Origin of the sequence: Neosynechococcus sphagnicola sy1, assembly GCF_000775285.1 — a bacterium.
In the GTDB taxonomy this organism is placed as follows: domain Bacteria; phylum Cyanobacteriota; class Cyanobacteriia; order Neosynechococcales; family Neosynechococcaceae; genus Neosynechococcus; species Neosynechococcus sphagnicola.
Genome location: NZ_JJML01000067.1, coordinates 1 through 14036, shown reverse-complemented (window position 1 = coordinate 14036; position 14036 = coordinate 1). Strand labels below are relative to the sequence as shown.

At 52.6% G+C, this 14036-nt stretch carries 11 protein-coding genes and 4 pseudogenes; 6 read left to right on the top strand and 9 right to left on the bottom strand.

Annotated features, from left to right (window positions below):
- Positions 1-27: 27 nt before the first annotated feature.
- Positions 28-2145, bottom strand: a pseudogene (gene argZ / locus DO97_RS18940) (bifunctional arginine dihydrolase/ornithine cyclodeaminase).
- Positions 2146-2456: 311 nt separating this feature from the next.
- On the opposite strand from argZ, the gene DO97_RS18935 reads away from it, so the two are divergent.
- On the top strand, positions 2457-2750 hold the full coding sequence (locus DO97_RS18935; RefSeq protein WP_239651883.1) for a hypothetical protein: 294 nt from the start codon (positions 2457-2459) through the stop codon (positions 2748-2750).
- Positions 2751-2761: 11 nt separating this feature from the next.
- Here DO97_RS18935 and DO97_RS18930 read toward each other — a convergent pair whose 3' ends face one another.
- Complete coding sequence (locus DO97_RS18930; protein WP_204368759.1) at positions 2762-4351, bottom strand: TolC family protein; 1590 nt, start codon at positions 4349-4351, stop codon at positions 2762-2764.
- Between the two features lie 186 nt (positions 4352-4537).
- Between DO97_RS18930 and DO97_RS18925 the strand changes: the two are divergent.
- Positions 4538-6236: pseudogene (locus DO97_RS18925) on the top strand (MBL fold metallo-hydrolase).
- A gap of 37 nt (positions 6237-6273) precedes the next feature.
- Here DO97_RS18925 and DO97_RS18920 read toward each other — a convergent pair.
- Positions 6274-6576 (bottom strand): annotated as a pseudogene (locus DO97_RS18920) (DUF6679 family protein); the annotation flags it as partial.
- A 658-nt stretch (positions 6577-7234) separates the two neighbouring features.
- Between DO97_RS18920 and DO97_RS18915 the strand changes: the two are divergent.
- Positions 7235-7633, top strand: a complete 399-nt coding sequence (locus DO97_RS18915) for a DUF1499 domain-containing protein (RefSeq protein ID WP_036536496.1) — start codon at positions 7235-7237, stop codon at positions 7631-7633.
- 104 nt (positions 7634-7737) lie between these two features.
- On the opposite strand, the gene recF is transcribed toward DO97_RS18915, so the two are convergent.
- The 3 genes from recF to DO97_RS18900 form a co-directional block, all read right to left on the bottom strand.
- The gene (recF, locus tag DO97_RS18910) at positions 7738-8868 is read right to left on the bottom strand and encodes a DNA replication/repair protein RecF (RefSeq protein WP_036536495.1); all 1131 of its coding nucleotides are present in this window, start codon (positions 8866-8868) and stop codon (positions 7738-7740) included.
- A 51-nt stretch (positions 8869-8919) separates the two neighbouring features.
- On the bottom strand, positions 8920-9108 hold the full coding sequence (locus tag DO97_RS18905) for a hypothetical protein (protein WP_036536493.1): 189 nt from the start codon (positions 9106-9108) through the stop codon (positions 8920-8922).
- A 226-nt stretch (positions 9109-9334) separates the two neighbouring features.
- Positions 9335-9598, bottom strand: a complete 264-nt coding sequence (locus DO97_RS18900; protein WP_052128967.1) for a hypothetical protein — start codon at positions 9596-9598, stop codon at positions 9335-9337.
- Between the two features lie 117 nt (positions 9599-9715).
- Between DO97_RS18900 and DO97_RS24530 the strand changes: the two genes are divergently transcribed.
- Together DO97_RS24530 and DO97_RS18895 are read left to right on the top strand one after the other, a co-directional pair.
- Positions 9716-9910 (top strand): hypothetical protein, encoded by a 195-nt coding sequence (locus DO97_RS24530; RefSeq protein ID WP_052128966.1) that lies wholly within the window; start codon positions 9716-9718, stop codon positions 9908-9910.
- Positions 9852-11180: a mechanosensitive ion channel domain-containing protein gene (locus DO97_RS18895; RefSeq protein WP_162183033.1), complete on the top strand. Its 1329-nt coding sequence runs from the start codon at positions 9852-9854 to the stop codon at positions 11178-11180. Before DO97_RS24530 ends, DO97_RS18895 begins: the two co-directional genes overlap by 59 nt.
- Positions 11181-11285: 105 nt before the next feature.
- On the opposite strand, the gene DO97_RS18890 is transcribed toward DO97_RS18895, so the two are convergent.
- Together DO97_RS18890 and DO97_RS24170 are read right to left on the bottom strand one after the other, a co-directional pair.
- Entirely contained in the window at positions 11286-12590 is a 1305-nt protein-coding gene (locus DO97_RS18890; RefSeq protein WP_193365093.1) for a serine hydrolase, read from the bottom strand.
- An 82-nt stretch (positions 12591-12672) separates the two neighbouring features.
- On the bottom strand, positions 12673-12918 hold the full coding sequence (locus DO97_RS24170) for a hypothetical protein (protein WP_156120673.1): 246 nt from the start codon (positions 12916-12918) through the stop codon (positions 12673-12675).
- On the opposite strand from DO97_RS24170, the gene larB reads away from it, so the two are divergent.
- The gene (gene larB, locus DO97_RS18885) at positions 12907-13707 is read left to right on the top strand and encodes a nickel pincer cofactor biosynthesis protein LarB (RefSeq protein WP_036536490.1); all 801 of its coding nucleotides are present in this window, start codon (positions 12907-12909) and stop codon (positions 13705-13707) included. The genes DO97_RS24170 and larB overlap by 12 nt on opposite strands.
- A 1-nt stretch (position 13708) precedes the next feature.
- Here the strand turns inward: larB and DO97_RS24525 are convergent.
- A pseudogene (locus DO97_RS24525) lies at positions 13709-14036 on the bottom strand (M10 family metallopeptidase C-terminal domain-containing protein); the annotation flags it as partial.

The window sequence follows — 14036 nt, the reverse complement described above, 5'->3', positions numbered from 1 at the left end:
TAAAGCCTACCCTTTTAAAACATCCTCTTAAACGGTCTGGGCAACCCCGTAAGGATTGGTCAGCCGTTCTAGCTGTTGCAACAGCAGGCTTAAGAACAGCCCCACATCCGTGACCACGCCAATGGATTCCACAGAGCCGCGATCGCTGAGTTTGGTGACCACGGCAGGGTTGATGTCCACACACACCATCTTCACCCCCGAAGGGGTCATATTTCCCACCCCAATCGAGTGCAGCATTGAGGAGAGCATCAGAATTAGATCAGCTCCTTCTAGGAGTCGGGCATAATCGGTTTGGGCTTGGATCAAGTCCATCTGGGTATCTGGGAGGGGCCCGTCATCCCGAATTGAGCCTGCGAGGGCAAAGGGAACCCCGTTGCGAACACATTCATAAAGAACGCCATGGGACAGTACCCCTTGCTCGACTGCCTGAGCAATGCTGCCACAGCGGCGAATGGTGTTAATCACCTTCAAGTGGTGGCGGTGGCCGCCCCGCACCGGAACGCCTCGTTGCATATCCACCCCTAGGGATGTCCCCATCAGCGCTTGTTCAATATCATGAACCGCGATCGCATTGCCCCCCAACAGAGCCTGGACATAACCTTCCCGGATCAGTCGCCCCAGATGCTACCCCCCCCCGGTATGGATCACCACCGGTCCAGCTGTGACGACGACTTTACCCCCCTGATCACGGATGTGCCGGAGTTCCCAGGCAATCTGCTCCACCACTAATTCCACCCGACGTTCACTGGAAACCCCAGCGCCCATGAAGCTGAATTCCTGGTGACCCCGTTGCTCTCGAATTTCTGGCTTCCGAATCGTGCGAATGCCTTCCACCCCCACGACCACCTGCTCCTCAACGGCGAGGTCGCGCAGTAGCTGACACCGAGCCACCAGACCTTTAGGGGTTTGGGTGAGGGCGATCGCCCCATCCATGCGCTGATTTTGAACCGGAATCCATTGTCCCTGCACCCGCACCTCGGTGGGATAAATGGTCGTCACATAGAAATCATCGGGAGCCACCCCCGCCAGGGTCACAACTTCTAACTCGGCATCCCGGATCTCTTGGGGCGGCACCACAGCACCCAGATCGATCAACTGGGTCATCAAAGATTCCATGACATCGTGGGAAGGCGCGGTCACCTTGACCTCTGCCGCTGAGGTACTCTGGCGCTGTTCTCCCAACTGGAAGTTCAATACCTGAAAGCTCCCCCCCCCGATCCACAATCAGATCCAGAGCCTGGTTGATCAGGCCGGTATCCAACAGATGCCCCTGCATTTGAATGGTTCGCGTGGCGATCGCTGCACTGGCATGGGTTTCCACCGTTATGGACTCTGTGACTCGAAGGGTGAGACACTTGGCTGCCCCCCCGGCCTTCAAGAACTCCGTCAGTGGGGTTTCTACCACCGTAAAGGCCAGGGCTGCCAATCGCTGCTTCAGTTCATCACTGGCGGTATTGAGCACCACGATCTGCTCAATGTTGACGGCATTACAGGCAAAATTGACGGCATCTGCTTCACCGATGGCAATCCGTTTGGCAGCTGGAACCCGCATCTCAATCAGGCGATTGGAGTATGCATCAAAGGCCGGTGGATAGTAGAGCAGGTAGCCGCCACTCAGGGGACAAAAGCACGTATCCAGATGATAGAAGCGCTCATCAATCAGCCGCAGCGACAGGACTTCAATGTCGAGCCATTTTGCCAGATAGGGATGGGAGTCCAGTTCTGAGCGAAAACCATACCCTGCCCACAACCAACGGCTTTCCCGGTCTAGCAAGGCATCTCCCGCCCCTTCAAAGGGCAGATCCTTGGGCAGTTCGTAGACGGTGAATCCCTGTTGAGCAAACCACTGCTGGAAAAACGGGTTCTTCCCCTTGGCGCTCTTTATGGAAAAACCGACTCAGAACCACCGTCTTGCCTAATACCAGGCCAGCATTGGCAGTGAAAACCATATCCGGCCACCCTCGTTGGGGTGTTGCCAGATCCACAGCAGCGTAGCGTTGCAAGATCCGGTAGAGTTGCTGCCACTGTTCGACGGCACGATCGCGGGAGGACTTGTGAATATTGCCCTCCATCCAGGGGTTGATCACATAATCGACATCGTAGTGATCGGGGGGGGCACATCAGGAAGCGAATCAGGGAGGTCATAACAGCAATTTCTCGACGACAAAGCGATACCAAGGACTGGCAACTCTCAGGGCTATGGTCTATCTTATTACCCCCTGAGTCCGCAACCCTGATCCAACCCTCCCAAGTATGAGCAGTTCTTGACTTAGGCTGCTGTGTCAGGGGCGAGACGACCATGCTTAAATGGGTTCAGAGACCTGCTGACAGACACTAGGCAACGGCTTGGCAATTCTGCGAACCGGAGAGGATCTGAAACCATGCTCAATCAATGCGATGACGTTATAACGCTGTGAAATAGTTTTTTTCTCGCCAATGACTGGGAAATTGGCAGGGTGTGGGAAGAGGGAGGCCTGTGGAGCGAACATATCTGGCGACGCAAGCCAGAGTTAGAAAAGCTCACCCTATATATTGTGGAGCAGGGTGAAACCCTGTGGTTGTACCGGGTCGAGGATGCAATCCTGATGGTAGAAGTGAAGCCATCGGCAGCGGCCAGACCCACCGATACCTCGCAAACCATTGGTCAGGTAGTTTTAAAACGCTTAATTTCAGCCGAACAAGTGATTGATCGCCTCTGTAGTGGCGATCTGATCACTGAGGCCGCTCTCCAGGATCGGAGTCTATCCTAGTCTGGGGAGAACTAGGGAGTCTGGGTGGGTTTCAGGACAGGTGAGGCAGGCGTTGCCACCGCCACATTATTCTTCAGGGGTAAGTTGCTGATATATCGCTGCAATTGGGCCAGGGAACGGTTATAGCCAATAACTGCTCGTACCTGGTTCCCTTGGGCAGTGGTCAGAGCCGTTTCTGAGTTAATCACATCCGTCTGGGTGCCCACCCCAGCCTGGAAGCGAAGTCTGGCTAACCGCAGTGCCTCCTGGGCTTGCTGCACCGCTAGGGTTGCAGTCTGGATATTTTCAAAGTTTGACCGCAGGGTTGAGTAGGCACTCTGAACGTTAAACCTGATCTCGTCGCGGGTGACGGCAAAGTTGGCTTCGGCAATCTCAATCCCTTTCTCATATTGAGCCGCTTGGGCACGGGCAGCACCGCCATCAAAGGCCTGCCATTGCACAAAAGTCCCCACTTGATAATAGTTGGTTGCATAATTGTTATCGGCCAGATTGGGATTCGGGCTGAAATTGTTATTCACACCGTATTGAGCGGAGAGGGATAACTGAGGCCCCAGAACAGCCAATGCGGCCCGTCGCTGTTGCTCATTGATATCTCGCTGCACCAGTTGTTGTTCCAGCTCCGCCCGGTTTTTGAAGGCGAGAACAATACTGTCCTCCAGGGATAATTCCCAAGTACCGGCGATCGCCACGGGATCGGCGGCCGATATATCAACGGTTTGTGAGAGGTTGAGGATTTGCACCATTTTCCAACGGGTAATCCGCTGCTGATTCAGGGAGGTGGTTAAATTTTGTACGGAGTTGGAAAGCTGCACCTGGGCTTGCAACACATCGAAGCGAGTTCCCAATCCAGCCCGCTCCAAGGCTTGCGTATCTTGCAAACTTTGTTGGGAGTTGATCACAGCGGCTCGATTAATCCGCACCTGCTCATCGGCGTCCTGGACGCTGTAATAGGCATCAGAAACATCCAGTCGGAGTTGCTCTAATTGAGTCTCCACCAGCAACTCCTGCGATCGCACCTGACCCACCGCTGCCCGGATATTGGCGGAGCGCTGCCCAGAGGTGTAAATATCGTAACTCAGGGTCACGGTTGCCGAGAGGACATCACTGAGGCTGCTGCGGCTTCCACCACTGCTCCCGCTACTGCCACTGCTGCTATTGCTACTGCTGTTGAGTCCTAATTGGGAGAACAAGCTATCCAGCCCTGAGCTAGAGGAGGTCGATTGGGGCGGAGCGGATAGGACAAAAGTTTCCTGCCGTTGAAAGCCCGCTTGCGCAGAAAGCGTCGGGAAGAGGGCGGCTTTTGCTTGACGAAGGGCGGCGCGACTGCGCTCCAGATTTTTCACGGCAATCTGAAGCTGAAGATTATTGCGGAGGGCTAACTCTTGAGCCTGCTGCAAAGTAATCGGCTGAATAGCTTGAATCCCGACCTGCTGGGGTTGGGTCGGTAACACCAAGGGATTAGGGCTGGGATTCAGATAAGCCGGAGCCAAGTCAGAACTGGAGGCTGAAGTTGCTGGCTGAGGGACAGGTGTCGGAGTCGGGGCTGGGGTTGCAGCAGGCGGTTCCTGGGAAAAACCCGCTTCAACCAGATTCAGAGCCATCAAGCTACTCACACCTAAAACGCAGAGGTAACGGAAGGTCAGCATAGATAGAGTCGGTACCGCCGTTAACGAAACTTTTGCTTCTACAATGTATCGCCTTAAGCAGGATACTGTTTCGGAAATCAACTTGGCAAATTTTCCAGATACGGAGCCTTGTAGATCGGTGAACGCCCCATCAGACTGTTCATGGAACTTGGTAGCATCAAAAGAACGCGAACGGAACAGAGGACTCCTGTGATTGAGTTGGAATGTTTGCCCTATGGTATCGGCTACGCAGACGCAGGAGTCTGCTTGCTGGTGAGAATGGGTCCGTACCACATTCTGTTAGATTGCGGTTTGGGGGATCTGTCGCCGTTACAGGAAAGTTTCTCGAAGATTGACTTCGTCTGGTGTAGCCATGCCCATCCTGATCATGCCAGAGGGCTGCGATCGCTCCATCAAGCCTGTCCCCAAATCCCCATTTATGCCAGTGAGGTCACCACCCAACTGTTGCCAATGAACTGGCCGGGGATCTCCTTGCCAGTGAGTCCCCCATTTTGCCATGCCCTGCCGTGGCGATCGCCAGTGGAATTTCGAGATGGCCTGAGCGCCTTTCTCGTGCCTGCGGGGCATTTACCGGGAGCCGCTGTGTTTCTGCTCACCTACTCGCCAGCAGAACGCTTCGCCAGCGATCCCCACTCCTACTCTCTGATGTACACTGGGGACTTTTTTCTATCCAACTCCCGATTGGTCGAAGGACTGCCCCTGGAAGAACTGCGAGGGTTACGCCCCGATGTCTTAATTCTGGAAGGCAGCTACGGCACAGCCCGGTTTCCCCATCGCCGACAACAGGAAAATCAACTGGCGGAACGGATCAGTCGGGCGATCGTGAACCAGCGGTGCGTAATGTTACCCGTGCCTACCTTGGGGTTGGGACAGGAAATCTTGATGATTCTGCGCAGCCATCATTTATTTACCGGACGAGATCTGGATATTTGGGTAGACCCCTCCGTCGCAGCGGGTTGTGATGCCTATCTGCAAATCCTGCCCCATTTGCCCGCCAATGTGCAAAACTTTGCCAGCCATCAGCCGCTGTTCTGGGATCAGCGGATTCGACCGCGGGTGCGCCGACGCCCCGCCGATGCCTCCCTGTCTTCCCTGGGGGAGTCCCCTTACATTATCCTCACCGATGCCACCCTACCTTGGACGGCCAATGATGAGGCTGAGCATTGGGCAGATCACCGACGCTGGCTGGTATTACTTCCCCAACTCTCTGCCCACCCTACCTCTAGAGAAGACCTAGCCGCAGGCATCCTGGCAGCCACTACCCAGGTGGAGACCTATGTCTTGGCCGAACATTGTGATGGCGCTGGTACTACCCAGTTAATTCACAATCTGCGGCCCCAGCATGTAGTTTTTGTCCACGGCACCCCGAACTACTTGGCCGACCTCACTAGTTTGGATGAGCTTTATAACCGCTACCATCTGCACTCTCCCGCTGTGGGCACCCTGGTAGAACTTCCCATCGGAGAAACATTCCACCATCCCGCTGCTCCCGAAACCAACTATGAGGGGGAACTCATGGAAGTTGAAACCCTAGTGACAATTAACTTACCCAGCACCATTACTACGGATTCCCGCTGGCATCGTTTTTTCTGAGACTGGTTTGATCGCAGCTCGCTGGCAGGGGGAGGAATTAGTGTTAAGGGGAGTCTCCCAACGGGACTTACTCAGTCAGGGGAGCAACCTTCATGTTAACCAACGACAAGCTTGCAGCAACTGTCGCCACCACCGGGGGCAGCAATGCTGGAACCCTAGTTCACCGTTGTATAGCTTGAAGGTAGCCCCGGAGGGCTACTGCCTCACCTATGAACCTGCCAGCGACTCTCCCGAGGCAGCGTCATAGCAGCCCCATGGTCAGCGATCCCCCCGTAAACATCTAAATTGGGATCGGGATAGCGATTGTGAAGCTGCTCGGCTTCCGGACAATCATCCGAAACCGGGATATCGAAAGCAATCCGAGGGACAGAGGCCAGCTTTTTGCTCACCGCACCAATACTTTCGAGGCGAACCATTTCTTCATAGGAACAGGTTTCCTCTTCATCCGTTTCTTCATAGCGGAGGGTGACGAGATCTCCCTCCACATCGATGACACGCGCTCCATAAATCCAGCGCTGCTGATCCCGCAAGAAAAGGTTAACCTCACGACCCTCAGAGTGGAGTTGATAGATCTTGCGGTGTAGCATGGGTTACTTCTCCTGAGCAGACAACTCTTCAAGGACTTGATCCATCCGTGGTGCGAAACTGACCAATTAACTTTCCAGGTAGACTTCAGACAGGATGGGCTTTCTCTCCATTAAGGACGTTCCAGAACTTTGACATCGAATCGAGGGCGGGAGCAGCATTGGGAGTTAAAAAATGCCGTGCCTAGCAAGCTGAATGCTTCAGGCGAGATACCAACTACCGTGGATTTTGGCAGACTAAGGAATTTAACCTGAGAATTTAGCTTATATCTGGGGACTAGGGCAAGAGAGCCGTCCTGGAATCGATGAAATTGGGGCATCGTCTGTATGGAGGTTGAGGACTTTTCTCACTGCTGACCCTGGAACAAGGGGGATCAGAACGAACAGATTGATCCTCGGGTCAGGGATGGCAAGAAAAATGTTCTCAAAAGCACAAAACTATCAGGATAAAGTAATCTGGAACACTGGCGTTTTCATCCTCATTTTAGCGACTGTTGTCAAACCTTTGTGATCTGGGTTGGAGAATTTGCAGGTGTTTCCCCCAACGGCTGCTAATGAGGTGCAGTCAGTTCCTGCTTTCAGTCTCCTGGGTGAGACGATGGCAATACAGCCTGATATACTCTTGCAACAGCATCGATCGTCATGACACTGAGGAACAGCCATGATTTTTGCGGGTAAGCGACCGACGAACTTAGGCATCAAAAATGGCAAGCTAGCGCCCTGTCCCAATTCCCCCAACTGTGTCTCAAGTCAGGCTCAGGATGCAGCCCACGCCATTGCTCCCCTCGGTTATCGGTCAACCCCGGAGCAAGCGATGGCGCACTTGAAGCAGGTGGTGCAATCTCTTCCGAGAAACCGGATTGTTACCGTCACTCGCAATTATCTGTATGTAGAATTTACCAGTGCCCTGATGGGTTTTGTCGATGACGTAGAATTTTATCTGGAGGAGTCCACTAAGGTGATTCAGGTACGGTCTGCCTCAAGGCTGGGGAAGTCTGACTTGGGGGTAAACCGTCAACGCATCGAAACCATTCGCACTGGGTTGCAGCAACTGCAATAGCCTGTCCCTGGGACGCTGTCAACCTTGAGTTGAGGGATCAAGCAGCGTTGTCAGGGGGTAATTTTCCCAGAATTCTTACCCCACAAAAAAATCTTACCAGACCACTAGCTGTGGATTTGTCCGGCCTGGACGGTGAGAATTTGTGATGAGTCCAGCCATCCGTTGTCGAAGGAACTCAGATGGGTCGTCGTGATCAGGGTTTGAAATCGATCTTGAATCGTGCTCAGCAGTTGGTTTTGGCGGTGGGGGTCGAGTTCTGCCAGCACGTCATCCAGCAATAGGAGGGGTGTTTCCCCAACGATGGCTTCAATCAAATTGAGTTCTGCAAGTTTCAGAGCCAGGACCAGGGTGCGTTGTTGCCCCTGAGAACCATACTGACGGGCTGGGGTCTGGTTGATGATCAACTCCACTTCATCGCGGTGAGGCCCTACGAGGGTGATGCCTTGATGCTGTTCCGCGATCGCCCGCTGTTGTAGCTTCGCCAAAAATGCCTGTTGTACCGATTCTGGATCGTCATCTTCTTGTCCAACATTGGGCAGATAGCGTACCTCCAGGGTTTCAGTGCTGCCACTGATCTGCTGGTGCCAGGTGTGGGCAAGGGGGGCTAACCGTTCAATCACCCGGGCGCGACGGCGGATCACCCGCGCCCCTGCGGTTGCCAGTTGGGCATCCCAAAAACCCAATTCTGAGGGGGTGTCAGGGGGGAAGTCCGAGGAGGCAGAGGTTGCGAGTAAGCCTTTGAGCAGGGCATTCCGCTGCCGCAGAATTTGGTTATATTGCTGCAAAATGTGGGCATAGATCGGCTCCAACTGCACCAAGAGCATATCTAACCAGGTGCGGCGACGTTCGGGGCTGCCCCTGACTAGTTCCAGATCCAAACAGGAAAACTGCACCGCATTCAGGGTGCCTAAGAAATCTAAGTGGCGACCAAGGGTTTGCTGATTGAGGGAAATGGTGCGACGGCCACTGCTGCGCAGGCGTAAGGCCAGATCAATACAACCCGGCTCTCGTTCTAATACGGCGGTGATTTGGGCGGTGGTAGCTCCCTCCTGAACCAGATCGCGATCGCGACTGACCCGGTGCGATCGCAGGGTTGCCAGTAACTCCACTGCTTCGAGGAGGTTGGATTTCCCCTGGGCATTGGCCCCCACTAGAATGGTTTTGGGAGCACTGAAGTCCACCTGTTGATCGAGATAATTACGAAATTGCCGGAGATGCAGGGTTTTCAGATACATTGTTGCAGCTGTGGAGGACTAATCTCGTTAGCCCCCAAACCTGATCGGCTGTCAGTCATCCTCAAACTCGATCTCACCCCGGCTGTACATTTTGAGGATGTCTTGTATAAGTTGCAACTCAGCTTCCGAAAAGATGCCATCGGCATCAATGGCAGCATCAAGTTCAGCCCACTCTTTTTTGGTTACTTTGTTGTCACCTAGAACACGATCAGCGATCGCCTTCACTTCTGCAAAATCCATGCAGTCCTCTGGTCACTAATCCTATTGACCCTCATAATTACACAATCCCTGGCAACTGAGAAGCGCTAGGTTAGGGTACGGGGAGTCCAGAGATTGAAAGGGTCGGGTCAGATATTGCAGGTGCAGCTTACAGGACAGATGCATCTCGACATCCCGACTGTAGCCATGATGGGTCTGGTTTTGGCTGTGCAGGGGTTGATCGTCATGGGGGAGAATTGCACCCTTCCTAGGGGGCGCAACTATCGAGAATTGCCTGGAGACGGCTGCGGAACTCTCCTTTGGGATGACCTCCCTTGACCTCCCCCAAAATTTGAAATGCACCATCGGGATGAACACAAACCAGATAGGTCGGCCAGCCCATCTCCGATTTATTCGGGTACTGGGTGAGGAGAATTTTGCGATACTGCCGATAGGTGGCAGTATCTTGCATCTTGACATCGATAAATCCTAGACCCAATTCTGCGGCGACTTTCTGGTCATAAAAGGACATCTTGTGGCAAATTCCACAGTCTTCGGAAGAGAATTTAACAACCGCCCGATCTGCCACCTGAATTACCTCAAAATGAATGCAACAAGCTTGGATGCATAGCACTTTAGCACTCAGTGTATGAACCAGTCATTACAAGATCTTTTCACCCTGCTCCTGCGGCTATTCACGGCACCCCTGGTACAAATCGGTGGCAATGCCATCTCACTGTTGGGGATTATTCAGTTTTTTAATGGCACTGTTGGGAGTGATCTTTTTGGTCGGGCTGCTGAAGCGATCGCTCAAACACCATTTGCTGGTCAGTCTTGGCATTGACGAAAGTAACCGGGAAGTGATCTCCACCTTAACAAGTTATGCCCTGGGAGCCTTGGGGTTTATTGCGGTGGTTGAGATCAGTGGTTTTCAACTTGCTTCTTTAACCTTGGTGGCTGGTGGGTTGGGGGTTGGCATTGGTTTCGGGTTGCAGGATATTGCTAAAAACTTACTCAGTGGATTGACATTATTACTGGAACGTAAATTAAAAGTTGGGGATTACATTGAATTAGATAATCTAGCTGGCTACATCCAGGAAATCTCCATGCGCTCCACCGTCATTCGCACTTTGTACGGTAGCGATGTGGTAATTCCCAATAGTAATTTGACCTCGAATCGTATTCTTAACTGGAGTTATAGCAGCTACACGGGCTGCATTCCCATCCCGATTGGGGTTTCCTTCGATAGTGATCCGGTACTGGTAACTGAGACGCTCCTGAGTATTGCCTATAGTCATCCTGCTGCCCTCCATGACCCACCCCCTAAAGTTCTCTTTACAGGTTTTGGTGATAGCGCCTTGAATTTTGAGTTATGGGTGTGGGTGAGTCGGGTTGATCAAAGTGTCTTCATTAAAAGTGCCTTAAATTTTGCCATTGAATATAATTTTCGCAAGCGTGGTATTAAGATTCCCTTCCCTCAACAAGAACTATGGCTGCGGAATCTAGAGGCACTGGCAATCCAGAAATTCCCAGGCACCCCCTCAGTGGCAGAGCCAGCAGCGCCAGCAGATCTACCGCTGATCAGTGAACCCTCACCGGCCATTTATTTAAGAGATTTATTGCGGCAGGTCCCTTATTTTCAAAGCTATACGGAACTAGAGCTACAGCGGTTAGTGGGACTGGGTTATCGGCAGATGTTTGCTGCCGCTGAGATCATTTGCAAGGAGGGGGAACTCAGTCACGCTTTTTATATTATTTTGTCTGGCTCCGTAGAACTCCGAATTGTGCGAGTGGATAAACTGGTAGACACCTTGAGGACGAATCAATTCTTTGGCAATATTTCTCTAACCATGAAACTGCCATTTGTCACCACTATCAGCACCCTCGAAAACACCGTTTTATTTGTGATTCCCGAGAAAAATTTCGAGAAATTATTGCGAGAACATCCTGATTTTGCTGAAGTTGTGGCCCAGGAGTCTGTGAAGAGTTTGGAATTTATTACCGAGCAACAGCAATGGTTGCGCGGCATGGGACTTATGGATACTAACAATGTCAACTTAAATCTATTGGATTGGTTTCGAATGCAACTGAATCGACTTTTTAATTCCGATTAAACAATTGCCACTGCTCCGGGGGGCATGGGGTAACTCCATGTCGGCAAGGGTGGAGATCCCGGAGGGGGACAATCAAGAAAGCCAGGAAGTGATACTGGGAGGATGTCACTCTAAATAGGCATAAACCAGATGGGAAATTTCACGCACAAAGCGTCTAACAATTGGGTCATTGTAGGGACGGAGAACAAAAATTCCCGCCAGGTAGCGTCTACCATTGGGCATATCAATTACCCCCGCATCTCCCACCAGAAACCCAATATCTCCGGTTTTGTCTGCGATCACCGCTCCCGGCCCCAATCCTGATGGCAATAGGGTTTTGACCGTCGTGTGTCGTAAGATCCTCAAAACTTGTTCCTGGCTGGAATCGGAAACCAGTCGGCCATTGATCATCAAGGCTAATAACCGCACCAGATCTTTGGAACTGGTTTTATTGGTTCCCTGGAAGTCTCCTAACCAGTTGTGCATCACGGTGTCCTGTAGGCCCCAACTGCGAAATCGTTGGTTCAGCCGCTCAATCCCACCCAGGCGATCGATGATCAGGTTGGTGGCCGTATTGTCGCTGATGGTAATCATCTTATTGACGGTTTCCAGGGCACTGAACTTGCTGCCCACGGGCATATCTTGCATATCGCCGGAGCCAGATGCGATCAAATCCCGTCGCATTACCAGGGTTTCATGGAGGCTGACCTTCCCAGCATCCACATCCTGAAAGAAGGCAATCAGAATCGGCAGTTTGATAGTGCTGGCAGCCGGAAAGACGCGATCGCCCTGAATGTCGAGGTAATTGCCAGTCTGCAAATCCACAAAATACATCCCTGCTTTGAGGGACTGGTAGCGTTGAATCACAGCCTGCACCTGGGGCTGTAAATCTGACATCGGTGAACCCAGCTGAATCACTCTTGCCAGGGTAGGGTCAGGAGTCGGAGTGGGAGCCACAGCAGGTAAGGGCGATCGCAGGGGCGGCGGCGTGGTAAGGGCAATATCAGGGGGCTGAGCGTCAGATCGGAACCCATCGGGCAAGGGCTGAGGCATCGGTAACTGCACCGACCAGTGGGTGGGGGATCTGCCCCGAAACTTTACCTGGTTGGGGTCGAGGGTGTAACCGGGAGCCAGTTCAATCACCAGGCGAGTGGTACCAGCATTAAATTGTCCCACCCGGATGGCTTTGATCAGGGTTCCCACGGGATAGTTCACCCTGGGATGCCCGAGTTCAATCCCCGGTAAATCGATTACCAAACGGGTTGGGTTTGCCACCAGCTGGGCTTGGGGTTGGACATTTTCATCGGTGATGATGTCCAAGAGATTCTGAGTCGGGTCAAAGTGCCAGGAAGAAAGAGTTGCGGCTTTTGCTGGCGCACTGAGCAGCAACACGCTCAGCACGCTGGGTAGAAGGGATTTCACTGACACCATATTGTCTCCTCAACTCCAGGGGGAACCGTCAAGAATTCGAGGAGTTATTCTAAACCATCTGTTACCCCTTTGCTGACTGAAGTCAACAAAACGGCTGCCAACCCGCCTCTTTTGCGTGATCGGCTGCATAGAGAACGCGACCTTCTTTGAAGGTATCTTGAAACAAATCTGCTACAGACAGTGTAAAGTCAAAAACCACTTCTTCACCTTCCAGGGTGTCACTTGACTTCAGGAAGCGATCGGGTTTACCGGCAGATCGATAAACTAGGACATAATTTTCACTAGGATAAAATAGCTCCTCTCGATTGATGCGACCATGGTCAGCCAACCTGAACAGTTGCGATCGCTCCTACAAGCAGTTGCCCAGGGAGCTGTTAGCCCTGATATCGCTCTAGACAAGCTGAGATACTTTGATTTTGAGCCTGTGGATGGAGGGTTTGCCCATCTCGATCATCATCGCGCCCTGCGGACTGGGTTTCCAGAGGTGATCTGGGGGCCGGGTAAGACCGTGGAGCAAATTGCTCAAATCATGGCTACCATGCGGCTGCATAGTTCTGTGGTCATGGCAACTCGAATTGAACCGCAGGTCTATGCCCAACTCCAGTATCGAGTGCCGGGACTCCACTATTACCAGGCAGCCCGGATTAGTGCGATCGCCCCTGTGAACTTACAACCCCAGTATCCTGGTACGATTGGCCTCTTGTCTGCTGGTACTGCTGACCTATCCGTAGCCGAAGAAGCAGCCGTGACAGCAGAATTGTGTGGGTTTCGCGTCATGCGCCTCTGGGATGTGGGGGTTGCAGGGATTCACCGACTCCTCAGTTATCGGCAGGCGATCGCCCAAATGGATGTGTTAATTGTGGTAGCGGGAATGGAGGGGGCACTCCCCAGTGTGGTGGCTGGCTTAGTCGATTCTCCTGTGATTGCGGTGCCCACCAGTATTGGCTATGGGGCGAGTTTTGGAGGACTGGCTCCGTTGTTGACCATGCTCAATTCCTGCGCCGCTGGCATCGGGGTGGTGAATATTGATAATGGCTTTGGGGCGGCGATCCTGGCAGGGCAGATCTTGAGAACAGCGCAGAAATTAAGTTTCCAGCCTGAATCAAGGGGGGATTGACCTAGGGATTGATCGAGAAATCTGTGGTTGTCAGACCTAATCCATCGCTCAGATCTGCGAATTGTCCACCCAGACCAAACCCTGTATTGCTTCCATTCTGATTGTAGTACAAACTTCCTGTTGCGGTGATGTAGGTGATCAGAGCCGCACTGGTGGCAGCGTCTGCCTCCGTGCCTACGGCGGCAAAACTGACCGTTGTGCCCAATTGGGTAAATGTCGTCCGATCCAGCACCAGGTAATCTTGACCCGAGGCAAAGTCAGTAATGGTATCAATGCCAATAGTACTGCTATCAAACGGTACCCCCGTGTCAAAGATAAACCGATCATTG